Origin of the sequence: Lutibacter litoralis (genome assembly GCF_014646675.1) — a bacterium.
GTDB classification, from domain to species: domain Bacteria; phylum Bacteroidota; class Bacteroidia; order Flavobacteriales; family Flavobacteriaceae; genus Lutibacter; species Lutibacter litoralis.
The window spans coordinates 67,977-90,152 of sequence record NZ_BMNS01000001.1 but is presented as its reverse complement, the minus strand read 5'-3'; the positions used below and the strand labels follow the sequence as shown (position 1 = coordinate 90,152).

The window sequence follows — 22,176 nt, the reverse complement described above, 5'->3', positions numbered from 1 at the left end:
TATGAAAAAAATAGTATTATTTATATGTGCAGTTACTTTATTAAATTTTTCGATAAAAGCACAAGAAAAAACGGAAGAAGAACTTATAGAAGCAATTAATAAGCGAGAATCTCCAGAATGGTTTAACAATGCTAAATTAGGGATTTTTGTACACTGGGGATTGTATTCTGTCCCTGCATATGGAGGGAAAGAATCGTATGCTGAATGGTTTTTAAGAGGTATTCAATTAAAAGATTCTTTGCGATCTAATTTCATGAAAAAATTATATGGCGAAGATTTTAAATACAACGATTTAACAAATCATTTTAAAGCAGAATTATTTAATCCTGCAGAATGGGCAGAACTTTTCGAGAATGCAGGAGCAAAATATGTGGTTTTAGTTACAAAACACCACGATGGTTATACTTTGTGGCCAAGTAAATATAATAGAAATTGGAACAGTGTAGATACAGGGCCAAAAAGAGATATTGTTGGAGAATTGACTAATGCAGTTCGTAAAACTGACTTAAAAATGGGATTGTATTATTCGCTTGCAGAATGGAACCATCCGTTACACCGTTGGTATACAGATCCGCACGATAATATTGGACAGTATGTTGAAGAATATATGATTCCGCAATTTAAAGAATTGGTAAGTGAGTACAAACCATCGTTAATTTTTACTGATGGAGAATGGTACAATACCGCAAAACAATGGCATTCGGCAGAGTTAATAAATTGGTATTATAATTTAGTTGGAAAAGAAGCAATTGTAAATAATAGATGGGGACATGGTATAGATGTTGGGTTCTTAACACCAGAATATAGTGCCGGAATTAAAGTGACAGACAGACCTTGGGCTGAAGTTAGAGGTATTGGACGCTCGTTTGGATTAAATAGAAATGAGGATTTAGCTGCGTATGGAACTTCAAAAGATTTAATTACACGTTTTGTGCAAACTGTTGCAAATGGTGGAGGTATGATTTTAAATGTTGGTCCAAGAGCCGATGGGCAAATTCCAATGATTCAGCAAGAAAGATTAACGCAATTAGGAGATTGGTTAAAAATAAATGGCTCTGCAATTTATGGCTCTAAACCATTTGAAATTATGGAAGAAGAAAAACTAATTTATAAAGAAAGAATTGATGAAAATATTAATTTTAGATGGGTTAGAAACGCACCTTTAAAAGGAATAAAAGAAGATAATTTTACAGCAGAATGGAAAGGTTTTATTGTTGCACCAGAAAATGGTAAATATACTTTTGAGGTAAAAGCAGATGATGAAGCAGCTGTTTTTATTGACAATAAGTTAGTTGTGAATCAGAATAATACAATAACGGCAAACGAAGCTGAGGTTATGGGTGCAAATACTGGAGCTTCTAAAGATGGTGTTATTTCACTAAAAAAAGGAGTTGCTTACCCAATTCATATAAAATATAAAGAATACAAGCAAAACGCAGAAATCTCATTGTTTTGGAGTGCTAAAAACTTAACAAAAGAAATTGTGCCGGCAACTAACTTTTTTCAGGATAAAGAAAAAAATACTCCTGGAATATTAGGAACTTATAGCTCTATGGAAACGTATTTATGCTATACTCAAAATAATAATAATATTTATGCAATTAGTTTTGAATGGCCAGATAACGAGCTGGTTTTAACAATTCCAAATCCTGGAAATAACGCCAAAGTTAAATTGTTAGGAGTTGATAGAAATCTAGAATGGAAGTACAAAAATGGTAAAATGTATATTAATACTTCAACCATTAAATTTAGTGAATTACCATCTTTTGATGCTTGGACTTTTGAAATTAATAAGAATTAATAAAAACACGAAAATGAAATTAATACGATTTGGAACAGCAGGAAACGAGAAGCCAGGAGTTCAATTAGAAGATGGTGCCAGAATTGATGTTTCTGATTTTGGTCAAGATTATAACGAAACTTTTTTTGGTGGTGATGGATTAGAGCGATTAGAAAAATGGTTAAAAATAAATCAGTCAAGTTGTCCAAAAATAAGCGAAGATGCTCGTTTAGGAGTTCCTTTAACAAGACCATCAAAAATAGTTTGTGTTGGATTAAATTATGCACAACACGCAGCCGAAGCAGGTATGAAAGTGCCAACTGAGCCTGTATTGTTTTTTAAATCAACTACTGCATTATGTGGGCCAATGGATGTGGTAATTATTCCTAAAAATTCTAAAAAAACAGATTGGGAAGTAGAGTTAGCAATTGTTATTGGTAAAAAAGCATCTTATGTAGAAGAAGCCAATGCTTTTGACCATATTGCTGGATATGTATTACACAATGATGTTTCGGAAAGAGCCTTTCAAATTGAAAAAGAAGGACAATGGTGTAAAGGAAAAGGGTGTGATACCTTTGCTCCTGTGGGACCTTTTATTGCTACAAAAGACGAAATTAAAAACCCGAACGATTTACATTTATGGTTGAAATTAAATGGTGAAACTGTTCAAGATAGTTCTACAAATGATTTTATTTTTAACGTGCAAGAAGTGGTGAGCTATATCAGTCAGTATATGACGTTATTGCCAGGTGATATTATTTCAACGGGAACACCATTTGGAGTTGGATTAGGATTTAATCCACCAAAATATTTAAAACCAGGTGATGTTATGGAGCTAGGAATTGAAGGTTTAGGAGCTTCAAAACAAACTGCCGTAGCATATTCAAAATAATTAAAGAAAGTAGCAAGATGTCAAAATATATAGTAATAATTGTTGCAATTATTTTAGTAGGTTGCAAAAGTAGTTCCTCTACAATTTCAAAAAAAGACTGGAAATTGATATGGGAAGATAATTTTGATAAAGAAGAAATTGATACTGCAAAGTGGACGAAGATTCCTAAAAATAATGCAGATTGGGGAAATTATATGACAAGCGATTCAGAATGTTATGAAATTTCTGATGGTAAACTATATTTAAAAGGAATTGTAAATACAGATACCATAGCAGATTCTAGGCCTTTTTTAACAGGAGGCATTTACACAAAAGGTAAGTTTGCTTTTCAGTATGGTAAAGTTGAAATCCACGCTAAATTAGAAAGTGCTCAAGGTGCTTGGCCAGCAATTTGGATGTTAGCGGAAGAAAAAAAATACGGAAACTATCCAAAAAATGGAGAAATTGATATTATGGAACATTTAAATTATGATGATATCATTTATCAAACTACACATTCGTATTATACTTTAGAATTAAAACAAAAAACGAATCCACCGTATTCCAGCACAGCAAAATTTAATAAAGAAGTTTTTAATATATTTGGTTTAGAATGGTTTCCAGATAAATTGGTTTTTACACTAAATGGAGAAGAAACGTTTACATACCCAAGGTTAAAAGATGTTGATCCATCTCAATGGCCTTACGATCAGCCGTTTTATTTGTTAATAGATCAGCAATTAGAAGGCGCTTGGGTTGGAAAAGCAGATCCGGAAGATTTACCAGTACAAATGATTATAGATTGGGTAAAAGTTTACCAGTAACGCCTATGAAAATTGATAGCCATCAACATTTTTGGAAATTTAATCCTATTAGAGATAGTTGGATTGATGATGCGATGGCTATTATTAGAAAAGATTTTTTACCAAAAGATTTAAAGCCAATTTTAAAATTTAATAATATTGATGGTTGTATTGCAGTACAAGCAGATCAATCGGAAGAAGAAACACTTTTTTTACTAAATTTAGCTTCCGAAAATTCATTTATTAAAGGAGTAGTAGGTTGGGTAGATTTAGCTTCCGATTTGGTTGAAACTAGGCTGAACTATTTTTCTGAGTTTCAAAAATTTTGTGGAGTTCGACATATTATACAAGCTGAACCAAAAGGTTTTTTGTTGAATGAAAATTTTCAAAACGGAATTAAATTATTAGAAAAATACAATTTAACGTACGATGTTTTGGTGTATCATAACCAACTTGAGGAAGTGATTGAGTTTGTACAAAAATTTCCAAATCAGAAATTTGTATTAGATCATATTGGAAAACCTGCAATAAAAACAAAAGAGATTCAAGATTGGAAAGTAAAAATTCAGAAATTAGCATTATTTCCAAATGTATATTGTAAAGTTTCTGGATTGGTAACCGAAACGGATTTTAATAAATGGAATTATTCAGATTTTGTTCCGTATTTGGAGGTGATTTTTAATTCATTTGGAGTTGAAAAGGTTATGTTTGGTTCAGATTGGCCTGTGTGTTTAGTAGCAGGAAATTACGAAAAAGTACTAGCCATTGTTGAACGTTATATTGCTGATTTTTCAGAAGATGAAAAAGCTTTAATTATGGGTAAGAACGCGCTAAATTTTTATAATTTATAAATTAAAATAGTATCAAATGGATCTAAAACTAAAAAATAAATTAATTATAGTTACTGGTGGTTCAAAAGGAATTGGTTTAGGAATTACACAAGCTTTACTAAATGAAAATGCTATTCCAGTAATTATTAGCAGAAATGAAGAGAGTGTTTTAGAGGTTTTAGCTGAAATTGAGAAAATGGGAGGAACTGCATATTATGAAATTGCTGAACTTTCAGATCCAAAACAATGTGAAAATGCTGTAAAAAACATTATAAATAAATATGGTCGCATAGATGGTTTAGTTAATAATGCTGGTGTTAATGATAATGTTGGTCTAGAAAACGGAAGCTATAAAAATTTTATAGCATCCATTAATAAAAATCTTACACATTATTATTTAATGGCTCATTATGCACTTCCTGAACTTAAAAAAAGCAAAGGTTCAATAGTAAATATTGGTTCTAAAACTGCAACTACTGGACAAGGGGGAACTTCTGGTTACGCTGCTGCAAATGGAGGTAGAAATGCATTAACTAGAGAGTGGGCTGTGGAATTATTGCCATATAGTATTCGAGTAAATGCTGTAATAGTTGCAGAATGTTACACTCCTTTGTACAAAAAATGGATTCAAACATTACATAATCCTGAGGAAAAATTAAATCAAATAACAGCGAAAATACCTTTAGAGAATAGAATGACAACAGTTGAAGAAATTGCAAATACAGTTGTTTTTTTATTGTCTGATAAATCTAGTCATACCACAGGACAATTAATCTATGTTGATGGTGGTTATGTACATTTAGATCGTTCTTTATAGTATTTGGTCGAAAAAAATTAATTAAATGCGTTAAAAATAGTAAGTTCAATAAATTTTTCAATCTTATGGCTAACACTGCTAATACTTCAGAAGAAACAAGTAATGTAAATTTAAAAAGGAAGGTTCCAATTGTTTCAAAAAAAGTAGTGATTCCATTTATATTGGTAACTTCATTATTTGCGCTTTGGGGTTTTGCAAACGCGGTAACAGATCCAATGGTTCAGGCTTTTAAAAAAGTATTAGAACTTTCAAACTCTCAAGCAGCTTGGGTACAAATGGCGTTTTATGGCGGTTATTTTTGTATGGCTTTACCAGCAGCTTTATTTGTTAGAAAATATTCATATAAAGTTGGAATATTAATAGGATTGGCATTATACGCTATTGGAGCTCTATTATTTTATCCTGCTGCAATTGCAGAACAATTTTGGTTTTTTTGTTTAGGATTGTACATTTTAACTTTTGGATTGGCTTTTTTAGAAACGACTGCAAATCCCTATATTTTAGCTATGGGAGATCCGAAAACTGCTACGCGACGTTTAAATTTGGCACAAGCTTTTAATCCTGTTGGATTGATTGCGGGGTTATTGGTTGCACAATTTTTTGTATTGAAAAAATTACAATCAGATGACATTGTAAATTTTGCAACGCTAGATGAAGCAAAAAAAATATTGATAAAAACTTCTGATTTAATGGTAATTCGAGATCCTTATGTAATTTTAGGATTGGTAATTATTGGAGTGTTTATTTTAATTGCCATAAGCAAAATGCCTCAAGGAAAAGATGAAGGTGGTATTCCGAGTTTAAGAGAGACTTTTTGTAAATTATTTAAGAATAAAAAATACGTTTTAGGTGTTGTTGCACAAGTATTATATGTTGGTGCACAAATTATGTGTTGGACCTATATTTATCAATATGCAGAAGCTATTGGAATTAGTAGTGAAGAAGCTGCAAACTATCAGTTTATGGCTTTTATTGTGTTTTTAATTGGTAGAGCAATAGGAACGTATATGTTACGTTTTTTAAGTTCAGGAAAATTATTAATGTATTTTGCTTTATTGGCAATGGTTTTCTCGGCAGGAACAATTTGGTTAGAAGGTTTTTTTGGCTTGTATAGTTTGGTAGCAATATCATTTTTTATGTCGTTAATGTTTCCAACAATTTATGGAATCTCCTTAGACGGATTAAACGAAGAAGAATCAAAAATTGGAGCAGCAGGTTTGGTAATGGCTATAGTTGGAGGAGCTTTAATGCCTAAATTACAGGGAGTAATAATAGATGTTGGTGGTAACGGAGTAAATGATTCATTAATTGTAGGAGTTTCAGAAGTGAATTTCTCCTTTATATTACCATTTTTTTGTTTTTTGTATATTGCCTGGTATGGACTTAGAGTATTTAAAAGACACGAAACCTCTGACGTTGAATTTTCAAAATTAGATACATGAAAAAATACTGCTTAGCACTTGATTTATTAGACGATCTAGAATTGATTGAAGCTTACAAAAAGCATCATAAAAATGTATGGCCTGAAATTATAAAAAGTATTAAAGATTCAAGAATTCTAAATCTAGAAATTTATAATATTTCCAACCGATTATTTATGATAATGGAAGTACATGATACTTTTTCTTTTGCAAAAAAATCAATTAAGGATGCTGATAACCCAAAAGTACAAGAATGGGAAACTTTAATGTGGAAGTATCAAAAAGCCCTACCAACTTCAAAAAATGGAGAAAAATGGGTATTGATGGATCAAATATTCAAATTACAATAAATATAAAACAAGTATTAATTTTTAATAATAAAATAATGAGAATAGCTTTTTTAATGATTGTTAGTTTTTTAACAATTTCGTGCTCAAATAAGTATAAAGATACTGTAAATACAGCGCAAGAATATCCAATTATACCAAAACCTTTGGCGATGGAAATTTCTACAGGTAAGTTTTTAGTAGATGCTAAAACTAAAATTTCTGGTGAAGAATCATTAGAGAAAGAAGGGACTTTTTTAGCCGAATTACTAGGAGCAGTTTCTGGAGAAACAATACAATTTTCTTCTGAAGAATCTAATGGAGATATACTTCTTAAATTAGATGAAACAATTGAAAATGAAGAGGGATACGAATTATTAGTAACGTATAATAAAATTGTTATTTCAGGTAAAACGCCTAAAGGGATTTTTTATGGAATTCAAACTTTAAGACAATTAATTAATTCAGATTTAGAAGATTTAACAATTCCAGCAGTAACTATTAAAGACAATCCTAGGTTTGTTTACAGAGGAATGCATCTAGATGTGGCGCGTCACTTTTTTCCAGTTGAATTTATAAAAAAATACATAGATTTAATTGCAATGCATAAAATGAACACGTTTCATTGGCATTTGACAGAAGATCAAGGTTGGAGAATTGAAATAAAGAAATATCCTAAATTAACTGAAATAGGAGCTTGGAGAAACGGAACTATTATTGGGCATCATCCTGGAACAGGGAATACAGAGACAAAATATGGTGGTTTTTATACCCAAGAAGAAGTTAAAGAAGTTGTAAAATATGCTACAGAAAACCACGTAACTGTAATTCCAGAAATAGAATTACCAGGTCACGGAAGTGCAGCAATTGCAGCCTACCCTTTTTTAAGTTGTTTTCCAAATGAACCTACAAAAGTAACTAAAGATATGGGTTCAAAAGCAGGAAAAGAAATACAAGCAAATGGAACACCAAAAATTGTACAAGAAACTTGGGGTGTTTTTGACGATGTTTTTTGTGGTGGAAACGAAGAGACATTTCACTTTTTAGAAAATGTTTTAGCAGAGGTTATGCCATTATTTCCATCAGAATATATTCATATTGGAGGAGATGAATGTCCAAAAGGTAACTGGAAAAAATGTCCAGATTGTCAAAAAAGAATAAAAGATAATAACTTAAAAGACGAACACGAATTGCAAAGTTATTTTATTCAACGCATAGAGAAATTTGTAAACGCAAACGGCAAAAAAATAATTGGTTGGGATGAGATTCTAGAAGGAGGTTTAGCGCCAAATGCAACGGTTATGTCTTGGAGAGGAACAGAAGGAGGAATTGTTGCTGCAAAACAAAAGCACGATGTTATTATGACACCAAACCACTCTTTATATTTTGACCATTATCAGCATAAAGATAAAGATAATGAACCAATGGCAATAGGAGGTTTAACAACTGTTGAAGATGTATATAATTATGAGCCAATGCCTACAGAACTTAGGGCAGAAGAACAAAAATATGTATTAGGAACACAAGCAAACGTATGGACGGAGTATATTCCAACAACAACACAAGTAGAATATATGATTTTACCAAGAATGACAGCCTTATCTGAAATAGCATGGTCTCAACCAGCTTCAAAAGATTGGGAAGATTTTAGTGAACGATTAAAACATTTTTCTGAAGTTTATGAAGAAATGGGTTTAAACTATGCAAAACATACTTTTGAAAGAAAACAGTAATATTTTAAAATCATTCTAAATAAGGAAAGTGGACAAATTTGTGTTTTTTAACAAAAAAGTAAATAGTATCTTTGCTTTTTAAAAAAATTAAATAAAAATGAGCGGATTTATATCTTCATCAATTGCAAGAAAAGTAGCTATGGCGTTGTCAGCACTTTTTCTAATTATTTTTCTAATTATTCATTTAGCGGTAAATTTAACTTCATTATTTAGCGAAGATTTATTTAATGAGCTTTCTCATTTTATGGGAACCAATCCATTAATTCAGTTTGCGATGCAACCTGTATTAATATTTGGAGTTGTATTTCATTTTGTTATGGGATTTGTTTTGGAGCTAAGGAATAAAAGAGCAAGAAATGTTAAGTATGCTAAGTTTAATGGTGCTGCAAGTGCTTCTTGGATGTCAAGAAACATGGTTTTTAGTGGTGCGGCTATTTTAGCATTTATTGTTTTACATTTTATCGATTTTTGGATTCCAGAAATTAACACTAAATATGTTTTAGGAGATATGAGCGGTGTTTTACCTGGGCAAGAAGGTTATCGTTATTTCGAAGAGTTGCAGCATAAATTTTTTCCAATTTGGAGAGTAGCGGCCTACGTAGTTGCATTTATATTCTTAGGCTTGCATTTAGCCCACGGTTTTCAATCTGCTTTTCAATCAATTGGCTTTAATAATAAATACACAAAATGCGTTAAGAATTTAGGTGTTATTTATTCAATTGTAATTCCTTTAGGATTTATTATAATTGCTTTATACCACCATTTTAACCATTAATCTTAAGAGAATATGACTACTTTAAACTCAAGAGTACCAGAAGGTCCAATTAAAGATAAATGGACAACCTATAAAGAAAATGTAAATCTTGTTAACCCAGCAAACAAACGTAATATTGATATTATTGTAGTTGGAACTGGTTTAGCAGGAGGTTCTGCAGCGGCATCGTTAGCAGAATTAGGATATAATGTAAAAGCTTTTGCATATCAAGATTCTCCGCGTAGAGCGCATTCAATTGCAGCCCAAGGAGGAATTAATGCAGCAAAAAATTATCAAAATGATGGTGATTCTAACTATCGTTTATTTTATGACACCGTAAAAGGTGGAGATTATCGTTCACGTGAAGCAAACGTGTTCCGTTTAGCTGAAGTTTCAGGAGCAATTATAGACCAATGTGTTGCTCAAGGTGTTCCTTTTGCACGTGATTATGGTGGATTGTTAGACAACCGTTCATTTGGAGGTGTATTAGTGTCTCGTACTTTTTATGCTAAAGGACAAACAGGACAGCAATTATTATTAGGTTGTTATGCTGCAATGAACCGTCAAATTGCTCGTGGAAAGATTGAAATGTTCAATCGTCACGAAATGTTAGACGTTGTAAAAGTTGATGGAAAAGCAAGAGGAATTATTGCACGTGATTTAGTTACTGGAGAAATAGAGCGCCATTCTGCGCATGCAGTAGTTATTGCAACAGGAGGTTATGGAAATGTATATTTCTTATCAACTAATGCAATGGGATCTAATGCAACTGCAGCTTGGAAAGTTCATAAAAAAGGAGCGTTTTTCGCAAATCCTTGTATGACACAAATTCATCCAACTTGTATTCCTCGTTCAGGAGATTACCAATCTAAATTAACGTTAATGTCAGAATCATTACGTAACGATGGTAGAATTTGGGTTCCTGCAAAAATAGAAGACGCAAAGGCAATTCAAGAAGGAAGATTAAAGCCTACAGAATTAGCTGAAGAAGATAGAGATTATTATTTAGAAAGAAGATATCCTGCATATGGAAACTTAGTACCACGTGATGTTGCATCGAGAGCTGCAAAAGAACGTTGCGATGCTGGTTTTGGTGTAAATGCAACTGGTGAAGCTGTGTATTTAGATTTTGCTTCTGCAATTTATCGTTATGGTTCAGAGCAGGCTAAAATCAAAGGAATGGATAACGCTTCTAAAGAAGAAATTATTAAATTAGGTGAAGGAGTTATTGAAGCTAAATATGGTAACTTATTCCAAATGTATGAGAAAATTATTGATGAAAATCCATACAAAACACCAATGATGATTTATCCTGCAACACATTACACAATGGGTGGTGTTTGGGTTGATTATAATTTAATGACAACCGTTCCTGGATTGTATTGTATCGGTGAAGCGAATTTCTCTGATCACGGGGCGAACCGTTTAGGAGCTTCAGCATTAATGCAAGGTTTGGCTGATGGATATTTTGTATTACCATATACAATTGGTGATTATTTAGCAGATGATATTAGAACTGGTAAAATTTCAACAGATTCTAAAGAATTTGATGCTGCTGAAAAAGAAATTAAAGATAAGTTAGAATTCTTTATCAACAATAAAGGAACACATTCTGTAGATTATTACCATAAAAAACTAGGTTTAGTTATGTGGAATAAAGTAGGAATGGCACGTAATGAAAAGCACTTAAAAGAAGCTATTAAAGAAATTAAAGAAATTCGCGAAGATTTCTGGAAGAACGTTAAGGTTCCTGGAGATTTAAATGAATTAAACCCTGAATTAGAAAAGGCAGGTAGAGTAGCTGATTTCTTAGAATTAGGAGAATTATTTGCTAAAGATGCTTTAGAAAGAAACGAATCTTGTGGAGGTCATTTCCGCGAAGAATACGTTACTGAAGATGGTGAAGCATTGCGTGATGATAAAAACTTTGCATATGTTGCAGCTTGGGAATATACAGGAAAACCTAGTGAAGCTATTTTGCATAAAGAACAATTAGAATTTAAAGATATCGAATTAAAAACTCGTTCATACAAATAAGATAGACATTATGAATTTAACGTTAAAAATTTGGAGACAAAAAGGGCCACAAGAAAAAGGTCAAATGGTCGAATATAAAGTTACCGATATTTCAGAACATATGTCGTTTTTAGAAATGATGGATGTATTGAACGAAAGTTTGGTTGAAAAAAATGAAATTCCAATTGCCTTTGATCACGATTGTAGAGAAGGAATTTGTGGAATGTGTTCATTACATATTAATGGAGAACCTCACGGACCAGATAGAGGAATTACTACATGTCAGTTACACATGCGTACTTTTAAAGATGGAGATACCATTTATATTGAACCTTGGAGAGCAAAAGCATTTCCAGTAATAAAAGATTTAATTGTAGATAGAATGGCGTTTGAGCGTATTCAACAAGCAGGTGGTTATATTTCTGTAAATACGTCAGGAAACACACAAGATGCAAATGCAATTCCAATTCCAAAATTAGATGCAGATTTATCTATGGATGCTGCAGCTTGTATTGGTTGTGGAGCTTGTGTTGCAAGTTGTAAAAACTCAAGTGCAATGTTATTCGTTTCTGCAAAAGTATCTCAGTTTGCATTATTACCACAGGGTAAAATTGAAGCTGCCGATCGTGTTAGAAATATGGTAAAACAAATGGATGATGAAGGATTTGGAAACTGTACTAACACTGGAGCTTGCGAAGTAGAATGTCCAAAAGGAATTTCATTAGAAAATATTGCACGTATGAACCGTGAATATTTAAAGGCTAGTATTATTTAATACTTTTAAAAATATATTTTAAAAACCTGTTTTAGAAATAAAACAGGTTTTTTTATCGAATAAAAACAAATCATTATTGTTATTCGATAATTATATGTACTTTTAGAAATATTAAATTATTATATAATGAGAAAACTTAATATTCTAAAAGCGCTTGTTGATCTACTTTGGTTTTTTTCAATGATTTCTGTAGTTGCCATGTTGGTAATTATGGTAATTGTTTTTTTTGATATAGGATTGGGAGACTTTGACTTCAATATTAACGGAGTTCAAATTGAAATTTTGGATTACGGAACTAAATTTTTATCATTAATTTTAGTGGTATCATATTTAATTGTAATTTATTGTCTATATCTTTTTAGAGTGGTATTAAAATATTTTTATCGACTAAAAGTTTTTGATGAAGTTGTATTAAAAAACTTTAACAAAATTGGATATTTATTAATTACTGCTGCTTTTTTAACTGGAGTTACGTCAACTATTTATAAGGTTTATTACATGAGTAAAGTTACTGTTGCTTTTAACTTTACCTTTAGTCCGTTTGTTTTATTAGTTTGTTTAGGATTATTCTTTATGGTTTTAAGCGAAATTTTTGGAATATCAAAAAAGTTAAAAGAAGAAAACGAACTAACTATTTAATTATGCCAATAATTGTAAATCTTGATGTAATGCTTGCTACTCGAAAAATGAGGAGTAAAGATTTGGCAGAAAAGATTGGAATAACAACAGCAAACTTATCCATTCTAAAATCGGGTAAGGCTAAAGCGATTCGATTTTCTACTTTAGAAGCAATTTGTAAAGAGTTAGATTGTCAGCCATCAGATATTTTAGAATATTCTTCAGATAAATCTAAGGATATTTAGTAAATTTAGATTTTAAATCTAATTACAATGCTAATATACAGACATTCTTTTCAATCTAAATTACCAGAAGTACCAACTTCAATATTTTCTGTAATGAGTGCTTTAGCTCACAAAGAAAATGCCCTTAATTTGTCACAAGGATTTCCAGATTTTGAAAGCGATAAGAACCTTATTAACATGGTTCATAAAGCTATGGTTAATGGTAAAAATCAATATGCGCCAATGCCTGGTATTTTTAGTTTGAGACAGGCAATTTCTAATAAAATGGAGCATTTATATGGTGTTTCTTATAACCCTGAAACTGAAATAACTATAACAGCTGGAGCAACACAGGCAATTTTTACAGCAATTGCCACAACAGTTAAAAAAGATGATGAGGTGTTAATTTTTAAACCAGCGTACGATTGTTATGAGCCAACTATTCAACTTTTTGGAGGAAAGGCAATTGCAGTTCAGTTAGATCCTGAAAGTTTTATTATAGATTGGAAATTGGTAAAAAGTTTAATTACTGATAAAACTAGAATGATAATTGTGAATACACCTCACAATCCTTCTGGAAGAATTTTAACCGCAATAGATATGTTGCAATTGGAAAACATTTTAAAGGATACCAATATTTTATTATTAAGCGATGAAGTTTACGAGCATATAATTTTTGATGGAGAGCTTCACCAAACAGCGGCTTTATATCCAGTTTTGGCTGAAAGAGCTTTTATAACTGCATCTTTTGGGAAAACATTTCATAATACAGGCTGGAAAATAGGCTATTGTTTGGCACCAAAAGAATTAATGGCTGAATTTAGAAAAGTGCATCAGTTTAATGTGTTTAGTGTAAATCATCCAACCCAAGTTGCATTGGCCGAATATTTAAAGACCCCTTCTAATTATTTAAATCTAAATAATTTTTATCAGCAAAAAAGAGACTTGTTTTTAAGTTTAATAAAAGATACTCGTTTTGAGTTTATACCATCAAAAGGAACGTATTTTCAATTGTTGAATTTTAAAAATATTACAGATGAAAGTGATTATGATTTTGCAATTCGATTAACAAAAGAACAAAAAATTGCAAGTGTTCCAATTTCAGTTTTTAATGAAAATGGATTAGATACTAAAGTTTTACGTTTTTGTTTTGCAAAAACAGACGAGACTATAAAAAAAGCAGCAGAAATACTATGCAACATTTAAAAATTGCCCTCATACAAGCAGATTTAGTTTGGCAAAATGCTGAACAAAATCGAATTCATTTTTCTGAAAAAATAAAAGAAATAAATAAGGATGTTGACTTAATTGTACTCCCTGAAATGTTTACTACAGGATTTAGCATGCAACCTCAAAATATTGCGGAGTACATGGTTGGTGATACTGTTAAATGGATGCAACAAATAGCTTTAGAAAAAAACACAGCTATTTGTGGAAGTATTATTATTTCAGAAAATAAAAATTTTTACAATCGGTTTATTTTTGTACATCCTGAAGGAAAAATTGAATATTATAACAAGCGGCATTTATTTACATTGGCAGGTGAACATACAGTATATAATAGAGGGAAAGAAAGAATGATTATTAATTATAAGGGATGGAAAATTTGTCCGTTAGTATGTTACGATTTACGCTTTCCTGTGTGGTCTAGAAATGTCGAAGATTATGATGTTTTAATTTATGTTGCAAATTGGCCAAAGCCTAGAGTTTCAGCCTGGGATACTTTATTAAAAGCACGAGCAATTGAAAACTTGTGTTACACTATTGGTGTGAATAGAGTAGGAATTGATGCCAATAATTTGGAATACAATGGCCATACGGCCGCTTATAATTGTTTGGGAGAACAAGTTGTAAAAACTCAAGAAGATACGGAAATTGTTGTAATTGTAATTTTAGAAAAAAAGCATATTTCTGAAATTAGAACTAAATTAAACTTTCTAAATGATAAAGATGCTTTTGAGATAAAGGAATAAAAAAAGCTAACAAATATTTAAAAGATACCTCTTAGCTTTTTTAATATTGTCATCCCTGCATAAGCAGGAATGACAATTTAGATAACTTTTAAATTTTAAGTTAAAGGATGCATCCATTTAAACTCGTATTTTGTACTTGGAATTACAATTCTTTCGGTAATTCTATACATACGATCTGGTAGTTTCATTAAATAATCTCTTGCCTTTTCAGCTTCGGCGGTTAAACCAGTAATTTTATCAATTTCCCAAGTAGCATTTAATTTTCTAATAATATCTACATAATCAAAACCGGTATACACACCAGTGCGCTGCGCTACAATAGAAAATTGATCGAATAAAGTTCCTTTTTCTTCAAAAGAATGTCTTAAATTCATTGCAGGCATTACAATTTTATGTTTCATCATATATTGAAAAGCTAACATCATTTCACTTGGATCGTGTTGAAAGATTTGTCGCACAAATTCTGTATATGCCAAGTGATGACGCATTTCGTCACCAGCAATAATTTTTGACATTTTAGCTAATAATTTATGTCCGTTTTTACGTGCGATTTTAGCAACATTATTATGAGAAACAAATGTTGCCAATTCTTGAAAACTGGTATAAACAAAGTTTTTATAAGGATCGCGTGCAGTACCAATATCAAAACCATCAGAAATTAAATGTTGGGTTGTTATTTCAACTTCACGCATATTTACGCGTCCGGATAAGTATAAATATTTATTTAATACATCTCCGTGTCTATTTTCTTCACCAGTCCAAGCTCTAATCCATTTTGCCCAACCATTATCGCCTCCGTTTGCGCTGTGCTGAGAAATTCCTTCTACATCTAGTAGCCAAGACTCGTATGTAGGCAAAGCTTCTTCTGTAATAGTATCACCAACTAAAACCACCCAAAAATCATCGTCCATTTCTTTAGATAATTCTCGAATTTCGTTTACTTCATCAATAAATTTTTCGCTTTGAGAGTTCGGTAAAAAATCTGTTGGTTGCCAAATTTTTTCGGGAGTAATTAAGAACTTTTCTACAAAAGTATCTATATTTTTTTCTAGGGTTAGCATTACCTCTAACCGGATATTGTGTAACGACATGTCTTATTTTTTTAGTAGTAGGCTGCTAAATTACGGAATTTTTTATCGAGCTTTCTACTTTTTTAAATAAGTCTTCAAATTTTAAGGAATTTGCTTCTATTGGTTCGTGAAACTCAAAAGTAACTTTTACACCTATCTCTAAAGGGAACATCCCAAATTTATTAAGTTTCCAGCAGTTGTTAATCGTAACAGGAATTACATATGCAGAAGGTGCAAATTTGGTAAGCATTTTCAACCCATTTTCTGAAAAACGTTTTGGAACACCATCTTTACTTCTAGTACCTTCAGGAAAAATTACTGCAGCATAGTTGTTCTTTTCAATATATTTTCCAAAATCTCTAATTGCAGTTAAAGACTGTCTTGGATCTTTTCTATCTATTAATACAGAGCCTCCATGTCTTAAATTATAAGATACACTTGGAATTCCTTTTCCTAATTCAATTTTTGAAACAAATTTCGGGTGTTGTTTTTTTAGATAGCAAGAAATAGGACAAATATCATGCATACTTTGGTGGTTGGAGACAATTATTAACGGAACGTCTTTTGGAATTGGATACTTATTTATAAATTTTATACGCGTTCCTAAAATGTACAAAAGGGATGTAAGTGCGCAATTCATTAAATCAACTGCAATCTTGTGCCCTTTGTAGTTTCCAACATTAAAACCAATCCATTGTAATGCGTGAAAAATTAGCAATAAAATTCCATAAAAAAGATAGAAAATTGGAGAAAGTATGTACGATAGTATTTTTTTCATGTTTAAAAATATAGTAGGTTGTTTTAAAAGTGAATTTTAAAACAACCTACATTTTAATTAGTTAGAAAACCATAAATCCCAAGGGATTCTACTTAATATTAAAATTAATGCAATTGTGTAAAATACTGCAATTGTTTTAAACTTTGCAGCATCTGTAGTTTTCTTTTTATGTTTAGAAAAACCAATTGTTATTAAGGTAATTCCAATGATACCTACTAATGGGTGTTCTACTAAAACTTTTCTTAATTCACTATTTTTCATTACTTCGCCCATCCCTACATTACGCATAATATCGTAAAAAGATGATAAGTAGTAAGCTACAAAGCCTAGAATTAATTGAATATGCGATGCAATTAGCGCAAACAATGCAATTCGTAAATCTTTAGCTTCAAATTTTTTGTTGGCCTTTAAACCTAAAAAGGCATTAATAACAGCAAAAATTAATACAATAAGAACTATATAAGCCCAGTAAGAGTGAATCATTTTAATCATAATAGTTAGTTTTAAATTGGTGCAAAAATAGTTAAATAAAATTTAATTAATATTTAAAAATTAAGAGAGGTTTTTTTTGAAAAGAATTAAGATAAATACATTTTTAATTAATCAATAATGTTACATGGATTTTTATAATTTTATGGCAATACTTTAAAGTGATAAATATCACATTCGCAATAAAATGCGCCTTATATTTAAAGATATTCATTTTTTTATTGGTTGTTTTAATGTTAATTGGAAAAAATTTGTATTTTGCGACCCGTTAATCAATACTCTATTATATATTATGAAAAAATTATTAAGTGTTTTTTTTGTACTTTTTATTAGCGTTTCGATGTTGGCTCAAACATCAATTACAGGATCGGTAATCGAAGCAAAAACAGGCCAGCCTATTCCGGGTGCCAATATTAAGGTTGTGGGAAAGTCTATAGGGACAACAACCGATTTTGATGGAAATTTTTCATTAAAAATTGCCCAAAATCCTCCATTTTCAATTGAGGTTTCATTAATTGGTTATTCTTCAACCGAAGTTGAAATTACTAAAGATGATCAAAAAATAACCATTTCATTAGAAGAGTCTGCTACTGCGTTAGACGAGGTGGTTGTATCTGCTTCTAGAACTCCAGAGCGCATTCTAGAATCTCCAGTGACTATTGAAAGAATGGATGTTAGAGAAATAAAAAACACTTCTTCACCTACGTTTTATGATGGTTTAGAAAACTTAAAAGGAGTAGATGTAAATACCAATAGTTTAACATTTAAATCTGTTAACACTAGAGGTTTTGCAACTTTTGCAAATACACGTTTTATGCAATTGGTAGATGGCATGGATAATTCGTCACCGGCTCTTAATTTTAATTTAGGAAACCTTTTAGGAATGTCTGAATTAGATGTAAATACTGTTGAATTATTGCCAGGAGCTTCTTCCGCTTTATATGGTGCAAATGCTTTTAATGGTATTTTGTTTATGACAAGTAAAAATCCATTTAACTCTGAAGGAGTAAGTGTATATGGTAAAACAGGATTAACATCATCTAAAGATGCGGGAGATAATAATTTTGTAGATGCAGGGATAAGAATGGCACATAAATTTAGTGATAAATTTGCTGCAAAAGCTTCATTTTCTTTTTTAAAAGGAACAGAATGGTATGCTACAGATTACAAAGATTATGACCATCTTAATAGCGTTCCAGGAGAATCTTCTATAATAGTACCTGAAACAGGGCAAACAGCATTTGATAGATTAAATGTATATGGAGATGAAGTAAAGTTATCAGAGACTCCATTTGGAGATTTGCAAGGTGTAGCTGGTTATTTGGCTTCGACTACTAACCCTGAATTAGGGCCGTTAGTTGCTTTGATTCCAAAAGACAACGTCTCTCGTACAGGATATAGAGAAAGAGATTTAACCGATTATCAAGCAGAAAGTGCTAAAGTAGATATTGCCTTACATTACAAGCCTTTTGAAGACGATTTAGAATTTATTTATAATGCCAAATTTGGTAAGGGAAATACCATTTATCAAGGAGCAAATAGATATAGTATTAAAAACTTCTTTATGCAACAACATAAAATTGAAGTTAGAAATGATGACTTTTTTGTAAGAGCTTATATGACAGATGAAGATGCGGGAGATTCTTATGATATGCGTTTTGCAGGTATTAATATGAATAAAGCAGATGCATCTCAATGGTTTGGTACGTATGCCGGTGCATATGCTTCAGGAGCAGGTCAAATTCTTCAAGGTGGAGGTTCTCCAGCTGATGTTGCAGCAGCTTCTGCTCAACTGCACGCTGGTGCAAGACAATTTGCAGATGCAACTGTTACTTTACAACCTGGAACACCAGAATTTAAGGCAGCTTTAGATGCTACTGCCTCAGATCCAGATTTGGCAACAGGAGCTAAGTTTCAAGATAATACAAGAATATACCATGCTGATGCAAACTATAACTTTCATAAATTAGTGGATTTTGCAGATATTCAATTAGGAGGTTCTTGGAGACAATATTCTTTAAATTCTAGCGGAACCATTTTTACAGATTATGATGGTGCAATTGATTATAACGAATATGGTGCTTATACTCAAATTCAGAAGAAATATTTAGACGATCGCTTAAAGTTTACAGGTTCTATTCGTTATGATAAAGCAAAGAATTTTGACGGAAATGTATCTCCAAGAATTTCGTTATCATATTCATTAGGACAAGGGAAAACTAGAAATGTAAGAGCGTCTTTCCAAACAGGATTTAGAAATCCAACAACACAAGATCAATACATTGGTTTAGATGCTTCACAAGCTATTTTAGTTGGATCTGCACCAGACAACTTAGATCGCTATACATCCAATCCAAAACCTAATAGTGCAACAGCCCAACAATTAGGGTTTCCAGCTTCAGTTCAACTAACTGGAAGATCTGCCTATGAAAACGCTTATACATTAGCCTCTTTACGTGCTTTTGGTGCAAGTGCTGCTGCTGGTTCTCCAAATCCTAGTTTGTTAAAAGTTGGTAATTTTGATTATGTAAAACCAGAGAAAGTTACAGCTTATGAAATTGGTTATAGGGCAGTGTTTGGTATGTTTTCTTTAGATGCGAGTGCTTACTATAATAATTATGAAGATTTTATTGGAAACAAAACGGTTGTAGTACCACACTATGGTCAGGTTGATTTTTCTGACATTATTCCTCTTCCAGCTCAATTAGGAGGTCCAACACCAGCTGCATTAATTGCAATTGGAAATGGTGATTGGCAACCATTTCAAGTTTATACAAATTCAAAAGCAGATATTTCATCTTATGGAGGTAGTATTGGAGTTTCCTCTAAGGTTGCGGGTAATTATAGTGTAGGTTTAAGTTATACATATGCTAAATTTGATTTTGATCAAGAAAGTGATCCAGATTATGAAGCAGGATTTAATACTCCAGAAAATAAAGTGAAATTTTCTATTGGAAATACTGATGTAATTGAAAATTTAGGATTTAATATAAATGTTCGTTGGAGTGATGAATACTTCTGGCAATCTTCATTTGTAGATGCTGTAATAGATGCAAGAACTGTGGTTGATGCTCAAATTAATTATACGGTACCAAAATGGAAATCTACTTTTAAAATTGGTGGAGCTAACCTAGGAGGTAAGGAATACTTAAGTGCACCAGGTAATGGAAAAATTGGTTCACAGTACTTTGCTTCTTGGACTATTAATCCATAATTTAAGTTAAAAAAAAGTTTAAAATAAAAGCCCTAAATTTTCAGGGCTTTTGTTTTTATTAAAAAACTCTAATTATTTTTTTTAAAATAAAATCAAAGAACTATCTTTGCACTTCGAAAAAATAGGTTAGACTAAAAAGATTAATTATCTAAAATATAAACAGTTAAAGTAATGACAAAGGTTACAGGTAAAGTTGCACAAATTATTGGTCCAGTTATAGACGTTGAGTTTGAATCTGGCGCAGAACTTCCAAGAATATATGATTCATTAGAAATTAAAAGAGAAGATGGATCCCTTTTAGTATTAGAAGTACAGTCTCATATTGGTGAAGATACTGTTAGAACAATTTCAATGGATTCCTCAGATGGATTAAGTAGAGGGACAACTGTTTTTACTACAGGAAATGCAATTCAGATGCCTGTTGGAGATGCTGTTTATGGTCGCTTATTTAATGTAATTGGAGATGCTATTGATGGATTAGGGAATTTACCTAAAGAAGGTGAAAGCGGACTTCCAATTCACAGACAAGCACCAAAATTTGAAGATTTGTCAACTTCAACAGAAGTTTTATTTACAGGAATTAAAGTAATTGACTTAATTGAGCCATACGCAAAAGGTGGTAAAATTGGATTATTTGGTGGAGCCGGAGTTGGTAAAACTGTATTAATTCAAGAGTTGATTAATAATATAGCAAAAGGTCACGGTGGTTTATCAGTATTTGCTGGTGTAGGTGAAAGAACGCGTGAAGGAAATGACCTTTTAAGAGAAATGTTAGAGTCAGGTATTATTAAATATGGTGATGATTTTATGCATTCTATGGAAGATGGAGGATGGGATTTAGCGAAAGTAGATATGGAAGGAATGAAAGAATCGAAAGCTACATTTGTTTTTGGTCAAATGAACGAGCCACCGGGAGCACGTGCACGTGTTGCCTTATCTGGTTTAACTATTGCTGAATATTTTAGAGATGGAGCAGGTGAAGGTCAAGGGAAAGATGTATTATTCTTTGTTGATAATATTTTCCGTTTTACACAAGCTGGTTCCGAGGTGTCTGCACTTTTAGGTCGTATGCCATCTGCTGTTGGTTACCAACCAACGTTAGCAACTGAAATGGGAGCAATGCAAGAACGTATTACTTCAACTAAAAATGGTTCTATTACATCTGTACAAGCGGTATATGTACCTGCGGATGATTTGACAGATCCTGCGCCAGCGACTACGTTTGCCCATTTAGATGCAACAACAGTATTATCACGTAAAATTGCTGAGTTAGGTATTTACCCTGCGGTAGATCCATTAGATTCTACTTCAAGAATTTTAACAGCCGATATTTTAGGTGATGAACATTATAATTGTGCACAACGTGTAAAAGAGTTGTTACAGCGATATAAAGAATTACAAGATATTATTGCTATTTTAGGTATGGAAGAATTATCTGAAGAAGATAAATTAATTGTACATAGAGCACGTAGAGCTCAACGTTTTTTATCTCAACCATTCCACGTAGCTGAACAATTTACAGGTATTCCTGGTGTTCTAGTTGATATTAAAGATACTATTAAAGGTTTTAATATGATTATGGACGGTGAGTTAGATAAGTATCCAGAAGCGGCATTTAACCTTAGAGGTTCTATTCAGGATGCAATTGATGCTGGTGAAAAAATGTTAGTAGAAGCGTAAAACT

At 31.9% G+C, this 22,176-nt stretch carries 20 protein-coding genes; 17 read left to right on the top strand and 3 right to left on the bottom strand.

What is annotated here, in order from left to right; all coding sequences use genetic code 11:
• The first annotated feature begins 1 nt into the window (after window position 1).
• The 15 genes from IEW75_RS00410 to IEW75_RS00340 all read left to right on the top strand — a co-directional run bounded on the left by IEW75_RS00410 (window position 2) and on the right by IEW75_RS00340 (window position 14,941).
• On the top strand, window positions 2-1,801 hold the full coding sequence (locus IEW75_RS00410; protein ID WP_134248068.1) for an alpha-L-fucosidase: 1,800 nt from the start codon (window positions 2-4) through the stop codon (window positions 1,799-1,801).
• Window positions 1,802-1,814: 13 nt separating this feature from the next.
• Window positions 1,815-2,672 carry a fumarylacetoacetate hydrolase family protein gene (locus IEW75_RS00405; RefSeq protein WP_134248067.1) on the top strand — a complete coding sequence of 286 codons (858 nt, stop codon included), beginning with the start codon at window positions 1,815-1,817 and terminating at the stop codon, window positions 2,670-2,672.
• Window positions 2,673-2,689: 17 nt separating this feature from the next.
• Window positions 2,690-3,475 carry a glycoside hydrolase family 16 protein gene (locus IEW75_RS00400; protein WP_134248066.1) on the top strand — a complete coding sequence of 262 codons (786 nt, stop codon included), beginning with the start codon at window positions 2,690-2,692 and terminating at the stop codon, window positions 3,473-3,475.
• Window positions 3,476-3,480: 5 nt separating this feature from the next.
• Window positions 3,481-4,305 (top strand): amidohydrolase family protein, encoded by an 825-nt coding sequence (locus IEW75_RS00395; protein ID WP_134248065.1) that lies wholly within the window; start codon window positions 3,481-3,483, stop codon window positions 4,303-4,305.
• A 16-nt stretch (window positions 4,306-4,321) separates the two neighbouring features.
• Window positions 4,322-5,101 (top strand): L-fucose dehydrogenase, encoded by a 780-nt coding sequence (locus tag IEW75_RS00390; RefSeq protein WP_134248064.1) that lies wholly within the window; start codon window positions 4,322-4,324, stop codon window positions 5,099-5,101.
• A gap of 65 nt (window positions 5,102-5,166) precedes the next feature.
• Window positions 5,167-6,543 carry an L-fucose:H+ symporter permease gene (fucP, locus tag IEW75_RS00385; protein WP_134248063.1) on the top strand — a complete coding sequence of 459 codons (1,377 nt, stop codon included), beginning with the start codon at window positions 5,167-5,169 and terminating at the stop codon, window positions 6,541-6,543.
• Complete coding sequence (locus IEW75_RS00380) at window positions 6,540-6,872, top strand: L-rhamnose mutarotase (RefSeq protein WP_134248062.1); 333 nt, start codon at window positions 6,540-6,542, stop codon at window positions 6,870-6,872. Before fucP ends, IEW75_RS00380 begins: the two co-directional genes overlap by 4 nt.
• A complete protein-coding gene (locus IEW75_RS00375; RefSeq protein WP_229714362.1) occupies window positions 6,836-8,581 on the top strand; it encodes a beta-N-acetylhexosaminidase in 1,746 nt (581 codons plus the stop codon). The genes IEW75_RS00380 and IEW75_RS00375 overlap by 37 nt, the downstream gene beginning before the upstream one ends.
• 97 nt (window positions 8,582-8,678) lie before the next feature.
• A complete protein-coding gene (locus IEW75_RS00370; protein WP_134248060.1) occupies window positions 8,679-9,356 on the top strand; it encodes a succinate dehydrogenase cytochrome b subunit in 678 nt (225 codons plus the stop codon).
• A 12-nt stretch (window positions 9,357-9,368) separates the two neighbouring features.
• On the top strand, window positions 9,369-11,372 hold the full coding sequence (locus tag IEW75_RS00365) for a fumarate reductase/succinate dehydrogenase flavoprotein subunit (protein ID WP_134248059.1): 2,004 nt from the start codon (window positions 9,369-9,371) through the stop codon (window positions 11,370-11,372).
• A 10-nt stretch (window positions 11,373-11,382) separates the two neighbouring features.
• The gene (locus IEW75_RS00360; protein ID WP_373286313.1) at window positions 11,383-12,126 is read left to right on the top strand and encodes a succinate dehydrogenase/fumarate reductase iron-sulfur subunit; all 744 of its coding nucleotides are present in this window, start codon (window positions 11,383-11,385) and stop codon (window positions 12,124-12,126) included.
• Between the two features lie 126 nt (window positions 12,127-12,252).
• Entirely contained in the window at window positions 12,253-12,765 is a 513-nt protein-coding gene (locus IEW75_RS00355) for a DUF2975 domain-containing protein (protein ID WP_134248057.1), read from the top strand.
• A 2-nt stretch (window positions 12,766-12,767) separates the two neighbouring features.
• Window positions 12,768-12,989 carry a helix-turn-helix domain-containing protein gene (locus IEW75_RS00350; RefSeq protein WP_134248056.1) on the top strand — a complete coding sequence of 74 codons (222 nt, stop codon included), beginning with the start codon at window positions 12,768-12,770 and terminating at the stop codon, window positions 12,987-12,989.
• A gap of 27 nt (window positions 12,990-13,016) precedes the next feature.
• Entirely contained in the window at window positions 13,017-14,174 is a 1,158-nt protein-coding gene (locus IEW75_RS00345) for a methionine aminotransferase (protein WP_134248055.1), read from the top strand.
• Entirely contained in the window at window positions 14,162-14,941 is a 780-nt protein-coding gene (locus IEW75_RS00340; RefSeq protein WP_134248054.1) for an amidohydrolase, read from the top strand. The genes IEW75_RS00345 and IEW75_RS00340 overlap by 13 nt, the downstream gene beginning before the upstream one ends.
• A gap of 95 nt (window positions 14,942-15,036) precedes the next feature.
• On the opposite strand, the gene IEW75_RS00335 is transcribed toward IEW75_RS00340, so the two are convergent.
• Genes IEW75_RS00335 through IEW75_RS00325 form a run of 3 tightly spaced genes read right to left on the bottom strand, consistent with a single transcriptional unit; the run spans window position 15,037 to window position 17,281 of the window.
• Window positions 15,037-16,032, bottom strand: a complete 996-nt coding sequence (locus IEW75_RS00335) for an acyl-ACP desaturase (protein ID WP_134248053.1) — start codon at window positions 16,030-16,032, stop codon at window positions 15,037-15,039.
• Window positions 16,033-16,057: 25 nt separating this feature from the next.
• Complete coding sequence (locus IEW75_RS00330) at window positions 16,058-16,789, bottom strand: lysophospholipid acyltransferase family protein (protein WP_134248052.1); 732 nt, start codon at window positions 16,787-16,789, stop codon at window positions 16,058-16,060.
• 57 nt (window positions 16,790-16,846) lie between these two features.
• The gene (locus tag IEW75_RS00325) at window positions 16,847-17,281 is read right to left on the bottom strand and encodes a hypothetical protein (protein WP_229714361.1); all 435 of its coding nucleotides are present in this window, start codon (window positions 17,279-17,281) and stop codon (window positions 16,847-16,849) included.
• A 289-nt stretch (window positions 17,282-17,570) separates the two neighbouring features.
• Between IEW75_RS00325 and IEW75_RS00320 the strand changes: the two genes are divergently transcribed.
• Entirely contained in the window at window positions 17,571-20,492 is a 2,922-nt protein-coding gene (locus tag IEW75_RS00320; RefSeq protein WP_188703932.1) for a TonB-dependent receptor, read from the top strand.
• A 171-nt stretch (window positions 20,493-20,663) separates the two neighbouring features.
• Window positions 20,664-22,172 carry a F0F1 ATP synthase subunit beta gene (atpD, locus tag IEW75_RS00315; RefSeq protein WP_134248051.1) on the top strand — a complete coding sequence of 503 codons (1,509 nt, stop codon included), beginning with the start codon at window positions 20,664-20,666 and terminating at the stop codon, window positions 22,170-22,172.
• The last annotated feature ends 4 nt before the right edge of the window (window positions 22,173-22,176 follow it).

Excerpts from the sequence above, each read along its gene's own strand:
- IEW75_RS00365 (WP_134248059.1), top strand. The coding sequence starts at position 9,369 with ATGACTACTTTAAACTCAAGAGTACCAGAAGGTCCAATTAAAGATAAA.
- IEW75_RS00340 (WP_134248054.1), top strand. The coding sequence starts at position 14,162 with ATGCAACATTTAAAAATTGCCCTCATACAAGCAGATTTAGTTTGGCAA.
- IEW75_RS00320 (WP_188703932.1), top strand. The coding sequence starts at position 17,571 with ATGAAAAAATTATTAAGTGTTTTTTTTGTACTTTTTATTAGCGTTTCG.
- IEW75_RS00325 (WP_229714361.1), bottom strand. The coding sequence starts at position 17,281 with ATGATTAAAATGATTCACTCTTACTGGGCTTATATAGTTCTTATTGTA.
- IEW75_RS00400 (WP_134248066.1), top strand. The coding sequence starts at position 2,690 with ATGTCAAAATATATAGTAATAATTGTTGCAATTATTTTAGTAGGTTGC.
- IEW75_RS00360 (WP_373286313.1), top strand. The coding sequence starts at position 11,383 with ATGAATTTAACGTTAAAAATTTGGAGACAAAAAGGGCCACAAGAAAAA.
- IEW75_RS00395 (WP_134248065.1), top strand. The coding sequence starts at position 3,481 with ATGAAAATTGATAGCCATCAACATTTTTGGAAATTTAATCCTATTAGA.
- IEW75_RS00350 (WP_134248056.1), top strand. The coding sequence starts at position 12,768 with ATGCCAATAATTGTAAATCTTGATGTAATGCTTGCTACTCGAAAAATG.
- atpD (WP_134248051.1), top strand. The coding sequence starts at position 20,664 with ATGACAAAGGTTACAGGTAAAGTTGCACAAATTATTGGTCCAGTTATA.
- IEW75_RS00355 (WP_134248057.1), top strand. The coding sequence starts at position 12,253 with ATGAGAAAACTTAATATTCTAAAAGCGCTTGTTGATCTACTTTGGTTT.
- IEW75_RS00330 (WP_134248052.1), bottom strand. The coding sequence starts at position 16,789 with ATGAAAAAAATACTATCGTACATACTTTCTCCAATTTTCTATCTTTTT.
- fucP (WP_134248063.1), top strand. The coding sequence starts at position 5,167 with ATGGCTAACACTGCTAATACTTCAGAAGAAACAAGTAATGTAAATTTA.
- IEW75_RS00410 (WP_134248068.1), top strand. The coding sequence starts at position 2 with ATGAAAAAAATAGTATTATTTATATGTGCAGTTACTTTATTAAATTTT.
- IEW75_RS00405 (WP_134248067.1), top strand. The coding sequence starts at position 1,815 with ATGAAATTAATACGATTTGGAACAGCAGGAAACGAGAAGCCAGGAGTT.
- IEW75_RS00375 (WP_229714362.1), top strand. The coding sequence starts at position 6,836 with ATGGGTATTGATGGATCAAATATTCAAATTACAATAAATATAAAACAA.
- IEW75_RS00380 (WP_134248062.1), top strand. The coding sequence starts at position 6,540 with ATGAAAAAATACTGCTTAGCACTTGATTTATTAGACGATCTAGAATTG.
- IEW75_RS00390 (WP_134248064.1), top strand. The coding sequence starts at position 4,322 with ATGGATCTAAAACTAAAAAATAAATTAATTATAGTTACTGGTGGTTCA.
- IEW75_RS00335 (WP_134248053.1), bottom strand. The coding sequence starts at position 16,032 with ATGTCGTTACACAATATCCGGTTAGAGGTAATGCTAACCCTAGAAAAA.
- IEW75_RS00345 (WP_134248055.1), top strand. The coding sequence starts at position 13,017 with ATGCTAATATACAGACATTCTTTTCAATCTAAATTACCAGAAGTACCA.
- IEW75_RS00370 (WP_134248060.1), top strand. The coding sequence starts at position 8,679 with ATGAGCGGATTTATATCTTCATCAATTGCAAGAAAAGTAGCTATGGCG.